The sequence below is a fragment of the uncultured Eudoraea sp. genome (assembly GCF_947490415.1).
In the GTDB taxonomy this organism is placed as follows: Bacteria; Bacteroidota; Bacteroidia; order Flavobacteriales; family Flavobacteriaceae; genus Eudoraea.
Map to the genome: position 1 here is coordinate 720,385 of NZ_CANLGX010000002.1, position 22,723 is coordinate 743,107.

Annotated in this window: 21 protein-coding genes; 15 read left to right on the top strand and 6 right to left on the bottom strand. The window is 36.7% G+C overall.

The window, feature by feature from the left end; genetic code table 11:
• Positions 1–44 precede the first annotated feature (44 nt).
• Both Q0874_RS08130 and Q0874_RS08135 read right to left on the bottom strand, forming a co-directional pair.
• Positions 45–1,844: a DEAD/DEAH box helicase gene (locus Q0874_RS08130; protein ID WP_299161641.1), complete on the bottom strand. Its 1,800-nt coding sequence runs from the start codon at positions 1,842–1,844 to the stop codon at positions 45–47.
• Positions 1,845–1,996: 152 nt separating this feature from the next.
• The gene (locus Q0874_RS08135; RefSeq protein WP_299161643.1) at positions 1,997–2,578 is read right to left on the bottom strand and encodes a non-canonical purine NTP diphosphatase; all 582 of its coding nucleotides are present in this window, start codon (positions 2,576–2,578) and stop codon (positions 1,997–1,999) included.
• A gap of 75 nt (positions 2,579–2,653) precedes the next feature.
• Between Q0874_RS08135 and Q0874_RS08140 the strand changes: the two genes are divergently transcribed.
• From Q0874_RS08140 to serA, 5 genes are all read left to right on the top strand, one after another.
• Complete coding sequence (locus Q0874_RS08140; RefSeq protein WP_299161645.1) at positions 2,654–3,106, top strand: isoprenylcysteine carboxylmethyltransferase family protein; 453 nt, start codon at positions 2,654–2,656, stop codon at positions 3,104–3,106.
• Positions 3,107–3,228: 122 nt separating this feature from the next.
• Entirely contained in the window at positions 3,229–3,840 is a 612-nt protein-coding gene (locus tag Q0874_RS08145) for a SatD family protein (RefSeq protein WP_299161647.1), read from the top strand.
• Positions 3,837–4,532: a DUF3307 domain-containing protein gene (locus Q0874_RS08150; protein WP_299161650.1), complete on the top strand. Its 696-nt coding sequence runs from the start codon at positions 3,837–3,839 to the stop codon at positions 4,530–4,532. The genes Q0874_RS08145 and Q0874_RS08150 overlap by 4 nt, the downstream gene beginning before the upstream one ends.
• Before the next feature lie 12 nt (positions 4,533–4,544).
• Positions 4,545–5,705 (top strand): cellulase family glycosylhydrolase, encoded by a 1,161-nt coding sequence (locus Q0874_RS08155; protein WP_299161652.1) that lies wholly within the window; start codon positions 4,545–4,547, stop codon positions 5,703–5,705.
• A 254-nt stretch (positions 5,706–5,959) separates the two neighbouring features.
• Complete coding sequence (gene serA, locus Q0874_RS08160) at positions 5,960–7,852, top strand: phosphoglycerate dehydrogenase (RefSeq protein WP_299161655.1); 1,893 nt, start codon at positions 5,960–5,962, stop codon at positions 7,850–7,852.
• 41 nt (positions 7,853–7,893) lie between these two features.
• On the opposite strand, the gene rlmH is transcribed toward serA, so the two are convergent.
• Positions 7,894–8,367, bottom strand: a complete 474-nt coding sequence (gene rlmH, locus Q0874_RS08165; protein WP_299161658.1) for a 23S rRNA (pseudouridine(1915)-N(3))-methyltransferase RlmH — start codon at positions 8,365–8,367, stop codon at positions 7,894–7,896.
• 83 nt (positions 8,368–8,450) lie between these two features.
• Here rlmH and nadC point away from each other — a divergent pair, with 83 nt between their 5' ends.
• The 3 genes from nadC to priA are packed head-to-tail and all read left to right on the top strand — an operon-like array spanning position 8,451 to position 12,760.
• Positions 8,451–9,308: a carboxylating nicotinate-nucleotide diphosphorylase gene (gene nadC, locus Q0874_RS08170; RefSeq protein WP_299161660.1), complete on the top strand. Its 858-nt coding sequence runs from the start codon at positions 8,451–8,453 to the stop codon at positions 9,306–9,308.
• Positions 9,309–10,274: a YihY/virulence factor BrkB family protein gene (locus tag Q0874_RS08175; protein WP_299161662.1), complete on the top strand. Its 966-nt coding sequence runs from the start codon at positions 9,309–9,311 to the stop codon at positions 10,272–10,274.
• 29 nt (positions 10,275–10,303) lie between these two features.
• Entirely contained in the window at positions 10,304–12,760 is a 2,457-nt protein-coding gene (priA, locus tag Q0874_RS08180) for a primosomal protein N' (RefSeq protein WP_299161665.1), read from the top strand.
• Here the strand turns inward: priA and Q0874_RS08185 are convergent, their stop codons facing one another.
• Positions 12,761–13,453, bottom strand: coding sequence for a LytTR family DNA-binding domain-containing protein (locus tag Q0874_RS08185; protein WP_299161667.1), 693 nt, complete (start codon positions 13,451–13,453; stop codon positions 12,761–12,763).
• Between the two features lie 241 nt (positions 13,454–13,694).
• On the opposite strand from Q0874_RS08185, the gene rpsF reads away from it, so the two are divergent.
• The 6 genes from rpsF to hisS all read left to right on the top strand — a co-directional run bounded on the left by rpsF (position 13,695) and on the right by hisS (position 20,060).
• Complete coding sequence (gene rpsF / locus Q0874_RS08190) at positions 13,695–14,033, top strand: 30S ribosomal protein S6 (RefSeq protein WP_299161670.1); 339 nt, start codon at positions 13,695–13,697, stop codon at positions 14,031–14,033.
• A 5-nt stretch (positions 14,034–14,038) separates the two neighbouring features.
• Positions 14,039–14,335 carry a 30S ribosomal protein S18 gene (gene rpsR, locus Q0874_RS08195; protein ID WP_299161672.1) on the top strand — a complete coding sequence of 99 codons (297 nt, stop codon included), beginning with the start codon at positions 14,039–14,041 and terminating at the stop codon, positions 14,333–14,335.
• Positions 14,336–14,348: 13 nt separating this feature from the next.
• Entirely contained in the window at positions 14,349–14,801 is a 453-nt protein-coding gene (gene rplI / locus Q0874_RS08200) for a 50S ribosomal protein L9 (RefSeq protein ID WP_299161674.1), read from the top strand.
• A 98-nt stretch (positions 14,802–14,899) separates the two neighbouring features.
• Positions 14,900–18,076, top strand: a complete 3,177-nt coding sequence (locus tag Q0874_RS08205) for a TonB-dependent receptor (protein WP_299161676.1) — start codon at positions 14,900–14,902, stop codon at positions 18,074–18,076.
• Between the two features lie 57 nt (positions 18,077–18,133).
• Positions 18,134–18,604 (top strand): DUF6495 family protein, encoded by a 471-nt coding sequence (locus tag Q0874_RS08210; RefSeq protein ID WP_299161679.1) that lies wholly within the window; start codon positions 18,134–18,136, stop codon positions 18,602–18,604.
• Positions 18,605–18,668: 64 nt separating this feature from the next.
• Positions 18,669–20,060, top strand: coding sequence for a histidine--tRNA ligase (hisS, locus tag Q0874_RS08215; protein ID WP_299161682.1), 1,392 nt, complete (start codon positions 18,669–18,671; stop codon positions 20,058–20,060).
• Here the strand turns inward: hisS and Q0874_RS08220 are convergent.
• Together Q0874_RS08220 and Q0874_RS08225 are read right to left on the bottom strand one after the other, a co-directional pair.
• Positions 20,040–20,603, bottom strand: coding sequence for an NUDIX domain-containing protein (locus Q0874_RS08220; RefSeq protein WP_367275418.1), 564 nt, complete (start codon positions 20,601–20,603; stop codon positions 20,040–20,042). The two genes, hisS and Q0874_RS08220, sit on opposite strands and share 21 nt — an antisense overlap.
• 24 nt (positions 20,604–20,627) lie before the next feature.
• On the bottom strand, positions 20,628–21,716 hold the full coding sequence (locus tag Q0874_RS08225; RefSeq protein ID WP_299161685.1) for a M42 family metallopeptidase: 1,089 nt from the start codon (positions 21,714–21,716) through the stop codon (positions 20,628–20,630).
• Positions 21,717–21,821: 105 nt separating this feature from the next.
• Here Q0874_RS08225 and Q0874_RS08230 point away from each other — a divergent pair, with 105 nt between their 5' ends.
• Positions 21,822–22,508, top strand: coding sequence for a DUF4294 domain-containing protein (locus tag Q0874_RS08230; protein ID WP_299161688.1), 687 nt, complete (start codon positions 21,822–21,824; stop codon positions 22,506–22,508).
• Positions 22,509–22,723: the final 215 nt, after the last annotated feature.

Consider the following 22,723-nt stretch of genomic DNA (forward strand, 5'->3'; position numbering starts at 1 on the left):
AAATAAAAATAGATACCCTGGCACATTTTTTAATATACAATTAACTAATAAAAACCATCTCTTTTTTTACTGCGTTTATTTCCGGACGATGAACTCTGTTTGGATCCTGATCTTCTTGAACCGCTTTTTGCAAAGCTACCTTCCCTTTTTTTTCCTCGGCCTTTATCCCAGTCCCTGCTGTCTCTGCTTTTCCTTGGTCCTTTATCCCTTCTTCGCCCTCCGCCTTCAGGACTATTAGAGACTTCAACGTTTATAAATCGTCCTTTTATCTTAAAGTCTGTAAATGTTTCCAGAATTTGATCCTTAAGGGCTGCTTCTGTATTGAAAAAGGAAAAACCTTCTTTGACATCTACTTTGAATAAATCATCTTTACCCAGCTGAAGCGTATCCTTCAAAAAGTCTTTTAAAGACATCCAGTCATACCCATCGCGCTCTCCTACATTTATAAAATATCGAACAGATCCGTCGCTGGAAAAATCGCCAGACTCCTTACCTTTCCTTCTTTCTCCGCGATCAGGTTCAGCGGAATTTAGATCCTTGGTTTTACTGTAGTAATTAAAAAAACGGGTAAATTCTACGGAAACAATTTTTTGGATTAATTCATCCCTGTCAAGACCTTCCAGTACATCATTAATAGCTGGTAAATAATTACTTACTTCTTCATTTATTTCTGTAGTACGAATTCTATTGGCCAAATGATACAATTGAATCTCACAAATTTCTATTCCGGTAGGTATTTTTTTAGCAATGAATTTTTGTTGTATTTTTTTCTCTATGGCATGAATTTTTCGCAATTCACTTCGCGTGACTATCACCATCGAAATACCAGATTTACCGGCTCTTCCAGTTCGCCCACTCCTATGTGTATAGGTCTCTATTTCATCGGGTAGCTGATAATTAATTACATGGGTGATATCGTCTACGTCTATTCCTCGGGCCGCAACATCTGTGGCCACCAACATTTGAATTTGCTTTTTACGGAAAGCATTCATTACCATGTCGCGTTGATTTTGGCTTAAATCGCCATGCAGTGCCCCGGCATTGTAGCCGTCCTCAATTAGCTTTTCGGCAACTCTTTGAGTGTCGCGTTTAGTTCGGCAAAAGACCACAGAAAAAATTCCCGGATTAGCATCGGCAAGACGTTTTAAAGCAGAATACCTATCGCGTCCACCCACCACATAATGTTCATGTTGTACAGTGTCCACACCAGAATTTTTAGCACCTACGGTAATTTCCGTTGGGTTATGCATAAACTTTTTAGCTATGGTTGCTACTTCTTTTGGCATAGTAGCTGAAAAAAGCCAGGTAGATTTTTCTTTGGGTGTATTAGAAAGAATATCCTTAATATCCTCATAGAACCCCATGTTTAGCATCTCATCTGCTTCATCAAGAATACAATAGTCAATTTTGGAAATATCTATGATTCCACGGCCAATCATGTCCTTCATTCTACCCGGAGTGGCGACAACGATTTGTGCACCTCTTTTGATTTGCCGTGCCTGATCAGTTATACTCGCACCTCCATAAATAGCTACAGTATTCAAACCTTTTACATATTTCGAATACAATTGCATTTCATTTGTAATCTGCAAACAAAGCTCTCGGGTTGGAGATAATATTAACCCTTGTGTAGTTCTGCTTTCACTGTCTATTTTTTGAATTAAAGGAAACCCAAAAGCAGCAGTTTTACCGGTTCCGGTTTGAGCCAGAGCCACTAAATCTATTTCACCTTCTAATAAAAGAGGGATGGATTTTTCCTGAACCTCCGATGGAGTTTCAAATCCTAAATCGGTTATAGCATTTAGTAGGGCGCTATTAAGCCCCAATGCTTCAAATTTCGTCATAATATGTTATAATTTACCTAATCGCAAATATGTATGTTGCATAGAGCGATTATCCTTATAACTTATTAGACTCAGCGCAACACATGCTATACTAGCGGCTTCAATTTAAGCGGCAAAGATACTCTTATTTATTTAGATGTTGGTTAAACCTCTTATATTCCATGCTTAGTAAGGTATATAATAAGTTTTTGAAGCGCCTTTCCTCTATGGCTTATTTTGTTTTTTATATGGATTGGTAATTGAGCAAAGGTTTGGTCATAACCAACTGGAATGAAAATAGGATCGTATCCAAAACCCTGGGCACCTTGCTTTTCTTTAGTTATTGTACCTTCAACAACTCCTTCGAATAGCATTCTTTTTTTATTTAGATTTAAGGCTATTACTGTTTTAAATCTGGCTGTACGAGAGGTGGTGTTCTTTAACTCAAATAAAACTTTTTCCATGTTTTTTTCCGAATCCTTTTCTTCACCGGCAAATCTGGCGGAATGAACTCCCGGTGCCCCGTTAATTGCATCTATGATAAGCCCTGTATCATCTGCAAAACAAGAAATTCCATAGTGTTTGGTAATATAGTCCGCTTTTAATTGTGCATTGGCTTCCAGGGTTGTCTCCGTTTCCGGTATTTCTTCGTGGCAGCCAAGATCTTCCAAGGAGATAAGTCGGATATCTTTGGGAAGCAATAGACTTACCTCTTTTAATTTATTTGCATTGTGTGTGGCGAAAACGAGGTCCATAAGTCATAGGAATTCACAAAAAAGGATTGTTGTCCATGCTAAAAGTAGTAATTTTAATCCCACTATTTTTCTATCATGAAGCTTAAACTATCACCTGTAATTGTTTTTTTGATATTTGGGAGTCTAATGTACCTGTTAGCTGAATTCTTGCCGGTTGGATATTTTGATTTTTTTGGCAGAGAGTATTTAATTAGGGCAATGCTGATATTGGCGGTAGTAATTAGTTGTATCGCATTAATTCAGTTTTACGTTGCCCGGACTTCGGTAGATCCTAAAAACCCATCTAAAGCCACTTCTTTGGTTTCAAATGGTATTTATAAATTCTCACGTAATCCAATGTATTTGGGTTTGTTATTAATATTATTAAGCTGGGCACTATGGTTAGCCAATGCATTCAATGTTCTTTTGGCAGCTGGTTTTGTATCATATATGAACGCTTTTCAGATTCAACCTGAGGAATCAGCACTAGTCGGCTTGTTTGGCAAAGAATACAGGAACTACTGTATTAAAGTAAGAAGATGGTTTTGAATTAGGAGGAATGTTGCTTTTAACAAGTATTTTTTAGCTTATATATTAGCAATATAACTTATATTTGTAAATATTAGCATATTAAATAATATTTATGTATATTAGCATTTAAGCTTATAATAATGATTGCAGTTTTAACCGGAGATATTATCAATTCGGCAGGTTATAAAACCACCGATTGGATGCCAGTTTTTAAGAATTTTTTACGGAAACTGGGTGATTCACCCGGGGTATGGGAAATATACAGGGGGGATGAATTTCAAATACGAATTGCACCTGAAAAAGCATTGAAAGTGGCCATTCAAATTAAAGCTCTGATCAAAACTATTAAACACCTGGATGTGCGAATTGGGATTGGCTTGGGAGATGAAGATTATAGGGGTGTTGGTGTCAGTGAATCCAATGGTTCGGCCTATCAAAGGTCGGGCAGAACCTTAAGTCTGTTAAAGGAGAAAAAAATAAATCTGGCTATTGCCACAGCAGATTCACAATTAGAAGACACACTTAATTTAATGTTGAAATTAGGATTGGACTTTATGGATACCTGGAGTGTGGTATCTGCAGAGATCATTGTACTGGCCCTTGAAAATCCGACAGCTTCCCAAAAGGAAATTGCAGATCAATTGCAGATACAACAATCTGCCGTAAGCCAGAGACAAAAAAGAGCACGATTAGATCTGGTCGAAGACTTGTTAAATTATTACGATAAAAACTTTAAAAGCCCCCGGACATGATACTTTTTACAAAACTTTTTCTGGCTCACATAATTGGTGATTTTCTTTTACAACCAAAACGATGGGTTATTCAGAAAGAGGCTAAGAAAGTCGCTTCCGGATTTCTATATCTCCATATTCTAATTCATTTTTTCGTCATTATCTTATTGCTATGGGATATAGACTATTGGAAAATGGCCCTGGTTATTGCCTTCTCTCATTATATTATCGACTTGCTTAAAATTTATGTGACGCCTATATTTAAAAATAAGCGCATTCCTTTTTTTATAGATCAATTTCTGCATATAGCGGTGTTGTATATATGCGCTTATTACGGTAATCTTCTTGGGCATACGATCACTTTAATAGAACAAATAGACTGGTCGCTTTTAACCGCTATAGTTTTTGTGACTTATCCTGCAGCCATTATAATGAGTATTTTATTGGAAGGGATGTCTAATCAGATAAATTTAGATCATAAATCACTTCCAGGTGCAGGAAAATACATAGGTATAATTGAGCGTTTATTTGTTCTTATTTTCATTATTATGGGTAGATGGGAAGCGATTGGGCTGCTTATTACTGCCAAATCTGTATTTCGATTTAACGATTTGAAAGAAAGTAACAACAGAAAATTAACGGAATATATTTTGATAGGGACCTTATTGAGTTTTGGAATAGCTATTCTTACAGGTATTATTTACAATTACTAAAATAAACGGTTTATGAAATATTTAGGGGTTTGTATACTTTTTTTTCTCGCGCTTGCATGCGGGGAGCAAAATTCAAAAAAGTCGGGTAAGCAAGTCGTCGTGAATAAAGGCCAACGATGGTCTTCTGAGAAGGCCTGGGAGTGGTATGATAAACAACCCTGGTATCTGGGAGCTAATTTTAATCCCAGTTCATCCATAAATCAACTTGAGTTCTGGCAGGCAGATACCTTTGATCCTGAAACAATTGACAGAGAATTAAAATGGTCTGCAGATCTTGGAATGAATTTGCACCGTGTATATCTGCATAACTTACTTTGGAGCCAAGATTCTGTCGGCTTTTTAAATCGGCTGGATATCTATTTAGGATTGGCGCAAAAACATAAGGTAAAGACCATGTTTGTTTTGCTTGATGATGTATGGCACCCAATTCCTAAACCAGGCGTTCAACCAGAACCTGTTCCACATCTACACAACTCCGGATGGGTGCAGTCGCCAGGTGCTGAAATTCTGGGAGATACCAGCCGTCATGATGAATTAGAGTCGTACATCAAAGGAGTAGTGGGGCATTTTGCCAATGATGAAAGGGTCTTGGTTTGGGATGTATATAATGAACCGGATAATGTTGCTGGTCAGCCGGGAAGACGTGAGCTTGAAGTAAATAATAAACATGAGTTTTCACTCATACTTTTAAAAAAAGTAATGGGGTGGGCAAGAGAAATAAACCCCAGTCAGCCTTTGACTACTGGTGTTTGGAAAGGAAATATTGCCCATTGGGGTACTCCGGATAGTTTACCAGCTTTGGATAGATATATGCTTATGAATTCCGATGTTATTTCATTCCATGCGTATGACGGGGAAATAGAAAATGTTAAGAAGAAAATAACCGAACTACAAAAATACAATAGACCCTTATTTTGTACCGAGTATCTAGCGAGAGGCGCTGGGAATACCTTTCAAAAAGTCCTGCCAGTTCTAAAAAAAGATAAAATTGCAGCTATTAATTGGGGGTTTGTTTCAGGCAAAACAAACACTATTTACCCCTGGAAAAGCTGGGATTCTACATTTACTTCTGAACCAAAAATCTGGCATCATGATATCCTTCGACAGGACGGTACTCCATATTCTAAAGAAGAAATAAATTATATCAAAGAATTAACGGGTCATTTGCCGTAATCCGGACGATTGCTATTCAATTATTATCTGTTGGTCCCAAGGGCATTCTCAACGTATTTAGGTACTTACCTTGCTTTAGGGTGCTAATAGGAGTAGTACGTAAAATTAAGAATTTGGATATCTGATTCATAAGGGCTTTAAGACTTAAAATCAGCAATGGAATTCATAGATAAATGAATTATCTCCATTTTTACATCATGATTTCATAAAGCATCAAATTAATTTATAATTTTACCGCCTAACTTTTATAAAGGATGACGGAAGTGGGACGTAAGTATGTTTTTGATTTTGATAGTACCTTAACCAGAGTAGAAGCCTTGGATGTACTGGCGGAAATGACTTTGCAGGGCAAATCTAACAGAGAAGATGTCATTCATGAAATACAGGAAATTACCAATCTTGGAATTGACGGTGATATTTCTTTTACCGAATCCCTGGAAAGAAGAATTAAACTCCTCAAAGCACATAAGAATCACTTAAATCCACTTGTTGATGAGTTGCGGCAAAAGATCTCAAAATCAATTGCTGCCAACAAGGAGTTTTTTGAAAAGTACTCTGACGACATTTATGTGATTTCATGCGGGTTTAAAGAATTTATAGATCCTATTGTAAAGGAGTATAATATTCCATCGGAAAGGGTTTATGCCAATACATTTAAATTTGACGAGGAAGGAAACATTATAGGTTTTGACGAAAAGAATGTCCTGGCTACGCATAATGGTAAAATTGAATGTTTAAAGCAGCTCGATCTTGAAGGTGAAGTACAGGTGATAGGAGATGGGTATAGTGATTATGTTATGCGGGAAGCAGGCATTGCTCACAAATTTTTTGCATATACTGAAAACGTCCATCGGGATAAAGCGGCTGATAAAGCAGACCATGTTGCACCAAATCTGGATGAGTTTTTATTTATTAATGACCTGCCAAGAAGCCTTTCTTATCCAAAAAACAGGATAAAGATACTTTTGCTGGAAAATGTGCATCCGGCTGCTTTTGATAATCTTTCGGAAGATGGTTTCTCAGTGGAGCTCATAGAACAAAGTTTATCGGAAGATGAACTTATTGAAAAGATAAAGGGAGTGCACGTCCTGGGAATCCGTTCCAAAACAAAACTTACACCTAAGGTTTTAGATGCTGCCAATAAATTACTGGTGGTAGGAGCCTTTTGTATTGGGACGACTCAGATAGATTTGGATTATTGTAAAAAGAAAGGAGTAGTGGTGTTTAACGCTCCATATAGCAATACCAGGTCTGTTGTTGAATTGGCTATCGGGGAAATTATTATGTTATTTAGAAATGTTTTTCCAAGAAGTACCGAAATACACAATGGTGAATGGAATAAAACAGCTATAAATTCTAAAGAAATTCGGGGAAAAAACCTGGGAATTGTCGGTTATGGAAATATAGGCAAACAACTGTCAGTGCTCGCTGAGGCAATTGGAATGCGCGTTTATTACTATGATATTGAAGACAGATTGGCAATGGGGAACGCAGTAAAATGCGAAACTCTTGAAGATTTATTAAATGTTTCCGACGCGGTTTCCTTACATCTGGATGACAATAAAGCCAATGTTAACTTTATTGGTGAGCGCGAAATTAACCAAATGCGTGAAGGCGCCATGCTTTTAAATCTTTCCAGAGGTTTTGTAGTGGATATACCAGCCCTGGTAAAAGCTCTTAAAAGTGGCAAACTACGCGGTGCAGCAATAGACGTTTTTCCTGATGAACCCAAGTCCAATGGACCCTTTGTCTCAGAATTGCAGGGAATCCCCAACGTTATTCTAACTCCACATATTGGAGGTAGTACTGAGGAGGCACAGCGGGATATTGCCGATTTCGTACCCAACAAGATTATGTATTATGTCAATTCAGGGAATACGGTGGATGCGGTTAATTTTCCAAATATTCGATTGCCTAAACAGAATAAGGCACATAGGTTCTTGCATATTCATAAAAATGTTCCCGGAATTATGGCTAAAATTAATGAGGTCCTCGCTACTTATGAGATGAATATTTCAGGACAATACCTTTCTACGGATAGTGATGTAGGTTATGTGATCACTGATCTGGACAGGGATTATAATAAAGAGGTAATTAAAGCGCTCAAAAAAGTAGAAAACACTATTAAGTTTAGAGTTCTATATTAAACGTCTCTTCGGTGTATAGCTAATTAATCATTGGCATGTGCTTACTTGTGATGATAAGGCTCATTTCTCAAAATGGTAAATGCCCTGTAAATTTGTTCAACAATAAATAAGCGGACCATTTGATGTGAGAAAGTCATTTTTGAGAGACTAATTTGTCCATTTGCTTTGTGTCTAATGGAATCACTAAAGCCGTAGGGTCCACCTATTACCAAAACCCATTCTTTAATACCAGAATTCATATGTTTTTGCAATTGATTGGCAAATCCTACAGAAGTGTATTCCTTACCATTTTCATCTAATAAAAAAACTGTATCCGTGCTGTTAATATTTTTTAAGATTAACTCAGCTTCTTTCTCCATTTGATCAGAAGCAGATAGGTTTTTGGTGTTTTTAATATCTGGTAAAACTACCAATTCGAATTTTACGTAGTGTTTCAATCTCTTCAGATAAACATCTATCAGCTTCTGTAACTCTCCATTATCTGTTTTTCCTATAGTAAGAAGTTTTATCCTCATATATCTAAGTTATAATTTAAAGGAAATTGAATTTCTTTATTGGCATATGTTTTTACTAATTTAGTACCCTACAAGTTGCAAAAATGATATCAGAAGAACAATTTCAAAAGGAGATATCTTTAATAATAGAAAATGCCATTAGGGAAGATGTAGGTGATGGAGATCACAGTTCACTTGCTTGTATTCCCCCGAATGCAATGGGTAAGGCAAAGCTGTTAGTAAAAGATGAATGCATATTAGCGGGCGTTGAATTTGCGCGACAGACTTTTGATTATGTTGATAAGGATTTAAAAATGGAAATTCTCTTAAATGATGGTCAAAAGGTGCATTTTGGGGACGTAGCATTTTATGTAGAAGGAAGATCTCAATCTATTTTAAAAGCCGAAAGACTTGTCTTAAATGCCATGCAACGGATGAGTGCAATAGCTACTAAAACTAATTATTTTGTTTCGCTTCTGGAAGGGACTAAAACAAAAATCCTGGACACCCGAAAAACAACTCCTGGAATAAGGGCTCTTGAAAAATGGGCCGTTACCATTGGAGGAGGGGAGAATCACAGGTTTGCTTTGTATGATATGATTATGCTGAAAGACAACCATATAGACTTTGCGGGTGGTATTACCAAGGCAATAAAAAAAACAAAACTCTATTTGAAGGAATCGAATAAAGAATTAAAAATTATTGTTGAAGCGAGAAATCTAATGGAAGTGGAGGAAATTCTGAAATCTCAGGGTGTTTTTAGGATTCTTTTGGATAATTTCAGCTATGAGGATACAAGAAAAGCAGTGGCGCTAATTGGGAATCGTTGTTTAACCGAATCATCCGGCGGAATAAATGAGAATACGATTAGGAATTATGCAGATTGCGGGGTAGATTATATTTCTTCAGGTGCTTTAACACATTCTGTATATAACAAAGACCTAAGTCTTAAAGCAATTTAGATGACCGAGGAAATAGAACGAAAACTGGAGAAGATTCCTATAGTCAATTGGGTAGTCAGACTACTTAAAAAAATTAAGCTCCCGGCTTTTGAAGGGCTCTCTCTCTATGATCTTGTTGAAATGTACATTATAGGTATAGTTCAGGGCGCGCTTTCAACCCGGGCTAGTTCTATTGCATTCAGCCTTTTTATGGCTCTTTTTCCTTTACTTATTTTCTTGTTTACATTAATCCCTTTTATTATTCCCTATGTGAGTGTAGGTAATGAAAATTTTGACAGCCAATTTCTTGATTTTCTAGAGTCTTTTTTACCGGCAGCTACAGGTGAATATTTTGAAGTAATTTACTATCAGATAAAAGATCAGCAGAGTGGAGGATTGCTTTCTTCGGCATTTATTTTGTCAATTTTTTTAATGACCAATGGCGTTAGTGCTATTTTTGGTGGTTTTGAAGATTCTTACCATATAAATCTCACGAGGAATTTCTTTAAGCAGTATGCCTATGCCATGATGGTAGGGTTTCTTCTTTCCGTTTTATTGATTTTTGGTGCGGTGGGTTATGTATACTTTGAGTTTTATATTTTGGAATATTTAAGTGAATGGGCCGCCGAGACCAGAGGGTATGATCTTTCAGAAAATGATATTGTGGGAGCAAAAGTTGGTAAAACCATGTTTTTTATACTGCTTTCCTATCTTACTACTGCTATCTTATACTATTTCGGTACCAGGGAAGGCAAACAGGCTAAGTTCTTTTCTTATGGTGCTTTAATGACTACCTTGTTATTTCTTTTGACATCCTTTTTGTTTGGGATTTATATTGACAACTTTGCAAAATATAACGAATTATATGGGGCCCTGGCGGGATTATTGATTCTTATGGTATATATATGGCTGAATTCCAATATTCTACTACTCGGATTTGAACTGAATGCGTCTCTTAATTACCTCAGAAAAGAACATCAGAAATGAGGTTTAAGGTCAATAAATAGTATAACCCAATGGAAATCTTTATAAATGTCATACTGCCAATTCCTTTGGAAAAGCATTTTACATATCGCATTTCTGAATATCAAGCAGCGAAATTGAAATTGGGAATGCGAGTAGCCGTGCCATTTGGGAAGTCCAAACTTTATACCGCTCTTGTTGTTGAACTTCATAACAGACCCCCATTGGTATATGAGGCTAAAGCCATTCATGATATTCTGGATGAACAACCTATTGTGACATCAATTCAATTGAAACATTGGCAGTGGATAGCGGATTATTACATGTGCACACTTGGCGAAGTCTTCAGAAGTGCCATCCCAAGTGCACTTTTATTGGAAAGTGAAACACTGATTTTACTGAATAAAGATGTCATAATTGATGAAGATCAATTAAAGGATGATGAATTTCTGGTCTACGAGGCCCTGAAATACCAAAACATCCTTCGTGTTAATGATGTTATGGAAATTGTCGAAAAAAAGAATATCCTCCCTATTCTCAACAGGCTTATTAAAATTAAAGCTATAGTATTAAAGGAAGAAATTCATGAACAGTACAAGCCAAAAATGGTACGTTATGTTCGGCTGGGGCAGCGGTATAATAAAGAGGCCGAACTGGAGGAATTGTTGAGTTCACTTACAAGAGCACCTAAACAAAGCCAGGTCGTTCTTTCCTTATTTCATCTTCAGGCGACTAAAAAAAAACCAATAAAGCTTGATGACTTAGAAATTGACAGTAAGTCGAGCCGCGCTGTAATACGAGCACTAATAAATAAAGAGGTTCTTGAAGAATATTTTATCCAAACTGATCGTGTAGTATTGAACAGTACCACGGAGCTTGAACTGCCTAAAGAATTAAATGAATACCAGATTACAGCATTAAATACAATTAGGCAAAACTTTGATCATAAAAAAGTCACGCTACTAAGAGGGGTCACCTCTTCCGGAAAGACGGAGGTATATGTAAAACTGATTGCAGAGTGTATAAATGAAGGAAAACAGGCGCTATATCTGGTCCCGGAAATTGCGATTACCACACAACTCATTTCAAGATTACAGAAATATTTTGGTTCCGCTATTTCCGTTTTTCATTCCAAATACAATATGCAGGAAAAAGTTGAAGTTTGGAAGAATGTTTTAGATAATAAATCAAAAGCACAGCTAATTGTTGGCGCTCGTTCAGCATTATTTCTACCATTTGCAGATTTGGGGCTGATAATTATAGATGAGGAACATGAAACCTCATTTAAACAGTTTGATCCTGCACCACGTTATCATGCCAGAGATGCTGCAATTGTACTCGGAGGCCTTTTTAATTGTAATGTTCTCCTGGGCTCTGCAACCCCAAGCATAGAGAGCTATAAGAATGCCCAAACAACTAAATACGGATATGCACAAATAGACAGAAGGTTCGGAAATGTTTTAATGCCTGATATGGAATTAGTAGATATCAAGGAGCAACATCGGAAAAAACGAATGAAGGGGCATTTTTCTGAACGCCTGTTAGAGGAAATCACTGAAACACTAAATCAGGGGGAGCAGGTAATTTTGTTTCAGAACAGACGGGGTTATGCCCCAATTTTAGAATGTACTACCTGCGGGCATTCTCCTCAGTGTCCCAATTGTGATGTGAGTTTGACATATCATATGCATAGAAAACAACTAAGATGCCATTATTGCGGACATCATATCCCTATACCAACTAGCTGCCTGGCTTGCGGAAGCAATACATTAGACACTAAAGGTTTTGGTACAGAACAGGTAGAACAGGAATTAAATACACTTTTTCCATCGGCTAAAGTGGGTCGTATGGATCTGGACTCTACCAGGGGTAAACATGCATATGCCAAGATTATTCATGCTTTCGAAAATCAGGAAATGGATATATTGGTAGGTACCCAAATGCTTACCAAAGGTCTTGATTTTAGAAATGTCAATCTTGTAGGAATTATGAATGCAGATGCGCTTTTGAATTTTCCCGATTTCAGGGCACATGAACGCACCTATCAATTACTTACTCAGGTAGCAGGCAGAGCTGGCCGGACAAAAAAAAGAGGTAAAGTGATAATTCAAACCTTCAACCCTTACCATCAAATACTTAAGCAGGTTACCACGGGAGATTATCAAGGAATGTTTCAGGAACAACTGTACGAAAGAGAGCAGTATAAATATCCTCCGATAAACAAGATCATAAGAATTAGCTTTAAGCACAAAGAGTATAACAAGTTAAATGAAGCTTCTGCCTGGTTTGCAAAAGCCCTTGGTAACGCCAGTGAAATTGACGTATTAGGCCCGGAATTTCCGCCGGTTGCCCGAATACGCAACCAATACTTAAAACATGTTTTGATTAAGATCCCAAAAGGCGTGCCTCTTCAAAAAACAAAAAAAAACATCAAAAGAATTCAAAATTCTTTTGATGCTGTTTCTCAGTTCAAAGGCGTTCGTATAATCTATAATGTAGATTATATGTAATTAAACATTGCTTAATGCTTCCGCCAGTTCTGTTTTTTTATTTCTACTTAAGGGTATAGACCTGCCGCTTACTTCAACATTCTTACTGTTAAATTTCTCTATCTTTTCAAGATTTACAATATAAGACTTGTGAATTCTTAAGAATTTATCTTCAGGTAATTGTTTTTCAAAAGCCTTCATTGTCGAAAGAATAACAATATTAGCCTCATCTGTAACTAATTTTATATAATCACCTAAGGCTTCTATCCACTTAATATCATTGAGGATAACTTTTCTTTTCTTAAGATTGCTCTTAACAAAAATATGTTCTTCATCTTCATTGACCTTATTCAATTGCTCATACTTGGCTACTGCTCTTTTTACAGAAGCATCAAAACGAGCCATTGTAATAGGTTTGTGGAGATAATCGGTTACATCATAATCAAATGCTTTTAAAGCATAATCCGGTTTGCCGGTTATCAAAATCACCTGAGGGCTATTCTCTAAGGACTCCAATAAGTCAAAACCGCTGATAATGGGCATTTCTACATCAAGAAAAATCAAATCGATTTCATTGTTCTTGATACCGTTTTTCGCTTCAATAGCATTACTATAATCGGCTACTAGTGCTAGGTTAGGATGATTGTTAACTAATTTTGCAACTGCCATACGTTGCATAGACGAATCATCAACAACAATACTTCTTAGTTTCATAAAGGGGTTGATTTGTGGGGTTAAATCATCGACAAAGTACCGAAAAAACAAGTTTAACTGCAATAAAAGTTGTAAACATTGTTAATTATTACGTGTAAATTGTAAATGATTATACATTTTAAGTTTAATAGGTTAAGTTTAATTTCTTTGATTCTTGATACCTATAACGAAGATTTTTTCAATTTCTTGTAATTAGAACTAATTATTATTACTTTTGCGCTCCTAAAAAACATAAAATAATATGAACAATTACGAAACTGTTTTCATTTTAAATCCCGTTCTATCAGATACTCAGATAGAGGAAACAGTAAAGAAATTTGAGGATTTCTTAAAGAAAAATGAGGCCAAAATAGTGGCTAAAGAAAATTGGGGGCTTAAGAAATTAGCCTATCCAATACAGAACAAAAAAAGTGGTTTTTATCACTTATTTGAATTTAAAGCTCCCGGAGAAGTAATTACTCCCTATGAGCAGGAATTCAGAAGAGATGAACGTATTATGCGTTTCCTGACCGTTAAATTGGATAAACATGCCATTGAATGGGCGGAAAAAAGAAGAACAAGACTAAAAGCTAAAGCGTAAGTAATATGGCATCTATAGAACAACAAGCAAAAGGTAAAAAGGACGGTGAAATCAGGTATTTGACCCCCCTTAATATTGAGACTAATAAGCTGAAGAAATATTGCCGATTTAAAAAATCCGGAATCAAATATATAGATTATAAAGATCCTGATTTTCTGATGAAATTGGTAAATGAACAAGGGAAGCTTTTACCCAGAAGATTAACCGGAACTTCATTAAAGTATCAGAGAAAAGTGGCCCAGGCCGTTAAAAGAGCACGTCATTTGGCACTTATGCCTTATGTTGGAGATTTATTAAAGTAAAAAACAACGGATCATGGAACTTATTTTAAAAGAAGACGTCCAAAACCTTGGTTTTAAGGATGACGTAGTGAAAGTGAAGAACGGTTATGGTAGAAACTACCTTATACCCAAGGGAGTAGCCATGCTGGCCACCCCATCAGCCAAAAAGGTACTTGCCGAAAACATAAGGCAAAAAGCTCATAAAGAGAAAGAGGTGGTAGCGACCGCTAACAAAACTGCGGATGCATTAAAAGAACTGCAGATCAAAATTTCAGCAAAAGTAGGTGCGGCGGAAAAGTTATTTGGATCTATATCAAATATGGATGTAGCGGATGCTTTAGCCAAAGAAGGTCATGAAATTGATAAAAAGTATATCATTATCAAAGGAGGTACAATTAAACGCGCTGGACCTTATGAAGCTCAAATTAGACTTCATAGAGATGTAGTTGTAGAATTTCCTTTCGAAGTTGTGCCTGAAAAGAAGTAAACCAAATTGGTTGATAACTTAAAAGAGCTATGTCCGCATAGCTCTTTTTTTTTTATATTTTTATTTCCCTGAAGCACTAACAACTAAACTTAAAACCAATGAAAATCTCATCACTTCTAAGTCTTATTCTTCTTTGTATTGGAATTAATGTTAATGCCCAAGTTACCAGCTCTAACATCAGGGGATCCGTGGTTGATGATCAGGGAATTCCTCTTTTAGGGGCAAATATAGTTGCTGTTCATACTCCTACTGGAACTAAGAATGGTACAGTGAGTAATGAAGATGGCCGATTTAACTTATTAAACCTCAGAGTAGGAGGACCTTACGAGATTACAATTTCTTACATTGGTTTTAATACTCAAACCCAAAATGATGTTTATTTATCATTAGGTAAAACATTTAATGTAGATTTCCAATTGGTAGAAAAAAGCCAGGCACTGGAAGAAGTTATCGTAACTTCTGACAGGGGTGGAACTTTTGGAAGTGATCGCACAGGTCAGGAAACCAGTATTGGGAATAGGGAATTAACAAGATTACCCACCATTTCGAGATCTGCTTCTGATTTTACCAGACTTGATCCTACTGCATCTTCAGGTGCTTCCGGGTCATCCTTTGGTGGTAGAAATGACCAATACAACAATTTTTCCCTGGATGGTGCCATCTTTAATAATCCATTTGGATTGGATGCTGCAACACCCGGTGGGCAAACCAGTGCGCAGCCTATTTCGCTGGATGCTATAGATCAGATTCAGGTAACAACGGCGCCTTATGATGTTACCCAGTCGGGATTTACTGGTGCATCTGTTAATGCTGTAACTAAAAGTGGTACCAATGAATTATATGGTACGGTATATGGTTTCTTCAGGAATGATGATCTAACAGGAGGAAAAATTAATGGCGATAAAGTATTTAAAACTGGCCTGGAACAAAAACAATATGGTGTTAGTATTGGTGGCCCTATTGTAAAGAATAAATTATTCTTTTTTGTGAATTTTGAGCGCGATGAGTTAACATCGCTTGGAACAGACGGCTTTGTGCCGAATACCGGTACAGGGGAAATAAATGAAAGCAGGGTTTTGGAATCCGATTTTCAATTAGTCGATAATTTGCTTCGCCAGGTAGTTATAGGTCAGGATGACCGTGGTAATGATATTTTCTATGATCCCGGGAGGTATCAAGGATTTAATTTCAATCAGGAATCAACAAAAGGGATAATAAAACTTGATTGGAATATTAATGATAAAAACCGATTGGCAATTATTTATAATTTCCTCGATGCATCAAAGGGTAAACCTGCAAATAGAGATGCTATTGCCTTTAGAGGACCAAATACGCAAACTTTACAGTTTGAAAATGCCGGTTATGAAATAAATAATAAAATTCAATCCTTTCAATTGGAATTAAATACTAAGTTAACAGATCAGACTACTAACAAACTGCAGGTAGGATATACACACTTTGATGACTTTAGGAATCCTTTCTCGACGCCAGCACCAAGTATTGTAATCCTGGATGATACAGGTAGCTCAAATTATATAATTGCCGGTCATGAGCCTTTCTCCATTAATAATAAGCTGGACCAAAAAGTTTTTCAGATAACAAACAACCTAAACTATTTTCAAGGAGATCATACATTTACTATTGGTTTTTCCTTTGAAAAATTTCAATTTGACAACTCATTTAACTTAGGGGCATATGGTGCTCAGGGAGTTTTCTTTCCAACTACGACGATAACAGATTTTCCAGATTTCGCAAGTTCAGGAGATCTTCAGCAATCCTTTAATGATGCCATAGCTACTAATAATGCATTTAACGCCGCCGGTACAGGAAATCCGGGGGGATGGGCACTTGCAGAAACCAATGTGGGTCAATTATCCTTTTATCTTCAGGACCAATGGGATATAAAGGAAAATTTTAAGCTTACTTATGGCATTCGTTTTGACAAGCCCTTGTATTTTGATACTTCAGAGAAAATCAAGGAAAATATTGAGCGAAAAGGCGGTGAGATGGGAACTTATATTCCATCAATCCAATATTTTGACCCGGCAACCAATGAACCTATATTTCTTGATTCGAAAAAATTACCTACAAATAAAGTATTGATCTCCCCGAGGGTTGGGTTTAATTGGGATGTAAAAAGTGACAAAACCCTACAAATCAGAGGGGGGTCAGGAATGTTTACAGGAAGATTTCCTTTCGTATGGCTTGGTAACCAGGTACAGGGTGTAGACTTTTTCTTCTATCAGTTAGTAGATCCTGATTTTAGATGGCCTCAGGTTTGGAGAACCAATGTTGGTGTTGACAAACTATTTAATGATGGTTTATTACTTACGGCAGATGTGTCTTATACCAAGGATATTCATGCAGCTCATGTTCAAAACTGGGGTCTTAGCGCGCCTTCCCTGACGTTAAACGGAGTGGATAATAGGGCGGTGTATTCAAATGATGATAAATCACAAATTTTCGGAGGACCCACCAATGCCTATGTGTTTACCAATTCCGATAAGGGCAGAATATGGAATGCCTCTGTTAAAGCTCAAAAAACTTGGTTTAATGGCATATACGCGATGGCAGCATATAGTTATTTAAGCGCAAAAGAAGTAAACTCAATTGATGCAGAAATTACGGGTGATGCCTTTGCTGGTAATGCCATAGTTGGTGATGCCAATAAAGATCTGCTTTCTTTTTCAAGGTATGGCGATACTCACAGGTTCATTGGCGTTTTCTCTAAAGCATTCAGTTCAGGGACCACCGTTTCAGCATTCTTTGAATATGCAAAAAGCGGACGGTATAATTATATTTATGGAGGAGATATCAATAATGATGGATCAAGTATAAACGACCTGCTCTATATTCCAACCACATCGGAAGTAACCCAAATGGCCTTTAGCGGACCGGGACAGGCTGAAGCTTTTGAAGCATTTATTCAACAAGATGATTACCTAAGTGGTCGAAGGGGGCAATATGCTGAGCGGTATGGCGCCTTGGCCCCATGGAGGGGGACTTTTGATGTAAAAGTCTTGCAGGATATTAATATTAATGACAAAAACAAATTTCAAATAAGTCTTGATATTCTTAATTTCGGAAATCTTATTAACTCTAATTGGGGTGTTGTTCAGGCACCTAATTTTGACCAGTTAATGGGGGTAAGCGTTGATGATACCAATACACCTACCTATACTTTTGATCCAAGTAGAAATAGTACTTTTGGTGCTGTTACTTCAGAGATTTCCAGATGGAGAATGCAGATTGGGGTGCGTTATATATTTAACTAAACAACATTTAATTTAAATAGGGCCGCACATTTTGTGCGGCCTTTTTATTTTTGTAAAATGAAATATGCCAGGCTAACAAAACAGCAATTTGAAGAATTGCATAATGAGTTTATCAATTTTCTTGCAACACAGTCTATTACAGCAAGCGAATGGGAAACTATAAAGAAAAATAAACCTCAGGTGGTTGAAGAGGAATTAGATGTATTTAGTGATCTGGTATGGGAAGGTGTGCTGGGTAAGGTTACTTATTTGGAGAATATTTCCAGGCAGCAGATGCATTTATTCCATTTAGCGGAGAAGGAAATGAAACTGATTTCCGTAAAAATCTTAAATCCGGATATTGATTTAAATACTTCTCTTGGTTTTAATTGGTTTAAAAAGAACTGGCAATCAGATTTTGTTGAATACCTCCACGCTTCCAAAGCGTATACGGAGGATAAAAATATTGATAAATTTAAACTTATACAGGAAGGTGCGGTTATTACCAAAGGAGAATTATACCAATGGTTTGATAATATTATTGGATAATATTAGACCTCCATCTTAGACAGGTGTGCACAAACAATTATATTTGCAGCAGTTAGCATAATTTATGGCACAAAAACCATCCATACCAAAAGGAACCAGAGATTTTTCGCCTGTTGAGATCGAAAAGCGAAATTTTATTGTCCAAACCATTCAAAAACAATTTAAAAATTTTGGATTTCAACCTATAGAAACACCTGCTTTCGAAAACTCGGAAACCCTTATGGGAAAGTATGGTGATGAGGGTGATAGGTTGATTTTTAAAATTTTGAATTCCGGTGATTTTATAAGCAAGGTTGATGACGACACCTATAACTCCAAAAACTCAAAATCCCTTACCCGAAAAATTACGGATAAGGCGTTAAGATATGATCTGACAGTACCTTTTGCGAGATATGTGGTAATGCATCAGAATGAGATAGACTTTCCATTCAAGCGTTATCAAATTCAGCCGGTATGGCGTGCAGACAGGCCTCAGAAAGGAAGGTTTCGGGAATTTTATCAGTGCGATGCCGATGTGGTTGGCGCTAATTCCCTTCTTCAGGAAATAGAATTCATACAACTGTACGATGCCGTTTTTACAGATTTAAATTTAAAAAAGGCAACTATAAAACTGAATAATCGAAAAATTTTATCCGGCATTGCCGAGGTTATTGGAGAAAAACATCGCTTGGTAGACTTTACTGTAGCACTCGATAAACTAGACAAGATTGGTAAAGAAGGGGTTGTAAATGAAATGTTGAAAAAAGGAATTTCTCCTGTAGCAATAGAAAAGGCACAACCGCTTTTTTCACTTACCGGCACAAATTCTGAACAATTAGAACAGCTTAAAAACTTTTTGAAAGATTCTAAAGAAGGCCTTAAAGGGGTTGAGGACCTGGCCTTTATTTTAGATGCCGTAGCTGAATTAGGATTAATTTCTGCTCAACTTACTTTAGACGTCACTTTGGCAAGGGGACTTAATTATTACACGGGCACCATTTTTGAAGTAGCGCCCCCTGCTGAAATAAGCATGGGTTCTATTGGTGGTGGTGGACGCTATGATGATCTAACCGGGATTTTCGGGTTAAAGGATATGAGCGGAATTGGAATTTCCTTTGGTTTGGATCGAATATATCTGGTTATGGAAGAATTGGGCATCTTTCCGGATAACATCGGCCGGGCATTAGATGTATTATTTTTGAATTTTGGCGAGCAGGAGGCGATGGCGTCCCTAAAATTAATTGGAAAGCTAAGAAAAGAAGATGTTAAGGTCGATATTTATCCTGATTCTTCCAAAATGCAGAAACAAATGAAGTATGCAAATAAAAGGAATGTACCTTTTATTGTAATCATTGGTGATCGCGAATTGGCAGATAATGCATTTGTAGTCAAAAACATGTCTCAGGGAGATCAGAAAACCTATGACTCCAAAGATTTTGACGGATTTCTCCAGGATTTAAAGTTGTTCCTTAATTGACTTTATAATCGTTTTGTAATATTCGGTACTATGCGGTACATATTTCGCAGTATTGGCTAACCCCCAAACTTCTTCTGCAAACTTAATCAGGGGAATCATGTTTAAAGTTTCAACTTCACTATCCTGTTTTTTTAAAGAGCTAAAAGGAACCTTCAAATTACATAGAAATGTATAGTGAAATTCATTATCTATGAGATCTTTTCGGTGATGCTGACTCGATTTAAAAACCCCGATTTTAATAAGATCTTCTTCTGCTATGTTCAGTCCTATTTCTTCCTTAATCTCCCTGATTGCGGCTTTGTAAATGTCTTCTCCTGCACCAATATGCCCGGCAACAGAAACATCCCAAAGTAGAGGATAAGTATCCTTTAATTTCCCTCTTTGTTGTATAAGTACTTCCCCTCTTTTAGTATAAAACCAAATATGCACAGTGGGATGAAAGACGCCTTGCTGATGTGCTACAGATTTTAAAATAGTCTTACCGGTAAACTTACCTCGTTCATCCAGCCTGTCTATAAGTTCATCCATATTCTGATTGTACAAAATATATTTATTTAAAAGCCTGAGTTAATCAAAGTAGCTGAATGTCTCTCCGGATTTAATATTTAATAAGGTTTCATAAATTAAGCGAATTACATTTTCCACATCATCCCTATGTACCGTTTCTACGGTAGTGTGCATATATCTCAAAGGCAGAGAAATAAGGGCAGAAGCCACTCCGCCATTGCTATAGGCGAAGGCATCAGTATCCGTCCCGGTAGATCTGGATGCCGCCATGCGCTGAAATGGAATTTTTTTGGCTTCGGCGGTTTCAATAATTCGTTCTCTTAGTTTATTCTGGACTGCGGGAGCATAAGAAATTACAGGGCCGGCACCTAATTCTGTATGCCCCTGTTTTTTCTTGTCGATCATAGGTGTGGTCGTATCATGGCACACATCTGTAATAATCGCAGCATTCGGGCGTATGGTTTGTGAAATCATTTCCGCGCCTCGAAGGCCAATTTCCTCCTGTACAGCATTAGTTATATAGAGTCCAAAGGGTAATTTTTTCTTATTTTCATGTAAAAGTCTGGCAACTTCAGCGATCATAAATCCACCTGCTCTGTTATCAATTGCACGGCAAACGTATTTATCGTTATTCAAGATCTGGAATTCATCCGGATAAGTGATAACACAGCCCACATGGACTCCCATTTTTTCAACTTCTTCTTTATCTTTTGCTCCAACATCAATAAAAATATTATCTATTTTAGGAGGTTCTTCTTTAGCACGGTCCCGGGTATGTATAGCGGGCCATCCAAAGATACCTTTCACAATTCCGTTTTTAGTATGAATATTTACCCATTTTGAAGGAGCAATTTGATGATCACTGCCACCATTGCGAATGACATAAAGAAGCCCGTTATCTGTAACATAGTTTACATACCAGGAAATCTCATCGGAATGCCCTTCAATGACCACTCTGTATTTTGCTTCCGGATTAATAACTCCAACCGCGGTTCCGTAAGTATCGGTAATAAATGTATCAACATAGGGTTTCATATAATTCATCCACAATTTTTGACCTTCTGATTCATATCCGGTAGGGGATGCATTGTTAAGGTATTTCTCAAAAAAAGCCAATGATTTTTTGGTGATAATCTTCTTTTCGCTCATGTATTTATAATTTGAATACAAACTTAACAATATTCACTTTTATTTAGTAATGCAGTACAATGTTTATCATTAATTTTGGCAAGAAATTTGAAATTTAAATATTTAGTGAAAAAGTGTTTTCATCTTATTCTTATTTCTCTTGTGGGTTATATTGGGATTTCCCAGATAAAAGAGCAGCCATTGGATTCTCTGACTGAAAAAATGATAATCATTCAGGGGGATTCCATTTTTCAACAATCAATTGCCCTTGATGAGGTATATGTTTTTGGAAGGTTGGAGTTTTCATCTTACCAGGATAAATTGAAATATTATATTCTGCGCAGGAAGACCCTTAAGGTATATCCCTATGCAAAAATGGCATCGGAGAGGTTGGAAGAGCTTAATGATAGTTTGATGAAAATTAAATCAAAACGAAAAAAGAAAAAGTATACAAAACAACTGCAAAAATATATTGAAGGGGAGTTTTCTGATGAACTAAAAAAGTTGACACGCACTGAAGGGCAGATATTGGTAAAATTAATTTATAGACAAACTGGAACTACAACTTATGGTTTGGTTAAAGAATTGCGAAGTGGGTGGCGTGCCTTTTGGTACAGTACAACGGCTAAAATGTTTAAGATAAACTTAAAAGAAGAATACCAGCCGGAAAACGTACACGAAGACTACCTCATTGAAGATATCTTACAGAGAGCTTTTGCGGCTAGTCAGCTAGTGCGACAGGAATCTGTTTTGGATTATGATTATTCTTCATTAACTAATAAATGGAGTAAGACAGAAAAGGAAAAAAAATAGTTGCAGATAACGTTAAAATGATGTAACTTTAAAAGCCTTTTTTTGCTTTCAATCTTAGAGCAAAAAGCTAATAATAAGTACATTAAAAATTCAGGTTAAAATTATTTCATAAAAATAACTGAAATTTATTTTTAATTTAAAAAAGTGCTCTATATTTGCACCCGCTTAGCTGAGCAGTAGTACCGGTTAAGTTTTTAAAGAGTGAATAGGATCTA

Excerpts from the sequence above, each read along its gene's own strand:
- Q0874_RS08210 (WP_299161679.1), top strand. The coding sequence starts at position 18,134 with ATGAAATATGCCAGGCTAACAAAACAGCAATTTGAAGAATTGCATAAT.
- Q0874_RS08135 (WP_299161643.1), bottom strand. The coding sequence starts at position 2,578 with ATGGACCTCGTTTTCGCCACACACAATGCAAATAAATTAAAAGAGGTA.
- Q0874_RS08140 (WP_299161645.1), top strand. The coding sequence starts at position 2,654 with ATGAAGCTTAAACTATCACCTGTAATTGTTTTTTTGATATTTGGGAGT.
- rpsR (WP_299161672.1), top strand. The coding sequence starts at position 14,039 with ATGGCATCTATAGAACAACAAGCAAAAGGTAAAAAGGACGGTGAAATC.
- Q0874_RS08155 (WP_299161652.1), top strand. The coding sequence starts at position 4,545 with ATGAAATATTTAGGGGTTTGTATACTTTTTTTTCTCGCGCTTGCATGC.
- serA (WP_299161655.1), top strand. The coding sequence starts at position 5,960 with ATGACGGAAGTGGGACGTAAGTATGTTTTTGATTTTGATAGTACCTTA.
- Q0874_RS08150 (WP_299161650.1), top strand. The coding sequence starts at position 3,837 with ATGATACTTTTTACAAAACTTTTTCTGGCTCACATAATTGGTGATTTT.
- priA (WP_299161665.1), top strand. The coding sequence starts at position 10,304 with ATGGAAATCTTTATAAATGTCATACTGCCAATTCCTTTGGAAAAGCAT.
- Q0874_RS08130 (WP_299161641.1), bottom strand. The coding sequence starts at position 1,844 with ATGACGAAATTTGAAGCATTGGGGCTTAATAGCGCCCTACTAAATGCT.
- Q0874_RS08205 (WP_299161676.1), top strand. The coding sequence starts at position 14,900 with ATGAAAATCTCATCACTTCTAAGTCTTATTCTTCTTTGTATTGGAATT.
- Q0874_RS08175 (WP_299161662.1), top strand. The coding sequence starts at position 9,309 with ATGACCGAGGAAATAGAACGAAAACTGGAGAAGATTCCTATAGTCAAT.
- Q0874_RS08185 (WP_299161667.1), bottom strand. The coding sequence starts at position 13,453 with ATGAAACTAAGAAGTATTGTTGTTGATGATTCGTCTATGCAACGTATG.
- rlmH (WP_299161658.1), bottom strand. The coding sequence starts at position 8,367 with ATGAGGATAAAACTTCTTACTATAGGAAAAACAGATAATGGAGAGTTA.
- rpsF (WP_299161670.1), top strand. The coding sequence starts at position 13,695 with ATGAACAATTACGAAACTGTTTTCATTTTAAATCCCGTTCTATCAGAT.
- hisS (WP_299161682.1), top strand. The coding sequence starts at position 18,669 with ATGGCACAAAAACCATCCATACCAAAAGGAACCAGAGATTTTTCGCCT.
- Q0874_RS08225 (WP_299161685.1), bottom strand. The coding sequence starts at position 21,716 with ATGAGCGAAAAGAAGATTATCACCAAAAAATCATTGGCTTTTTTTGAG.
- Q0874_RS08145 (WP_299161647.1), top strand. The coding sequence starts at position 3,229 with ATGATTGCAGTTTTAACCGGAGATATTATCAATTCGGCAGGTTATAAA.
- nadC (WP_299161660.1), top strand. The coding sequence starts at position 8,451 with ATGATATCAGAAGAACAATTTCAAAAGGAGATATCTTTAATAATAGAA.
- rplI (WP_299161674.1), top strand. The coding sequence starts at position 14,349 with ATGGAACTTATTTTAAAAGAAGACGTCCAAAACCTTGGTTTTAAGGAT.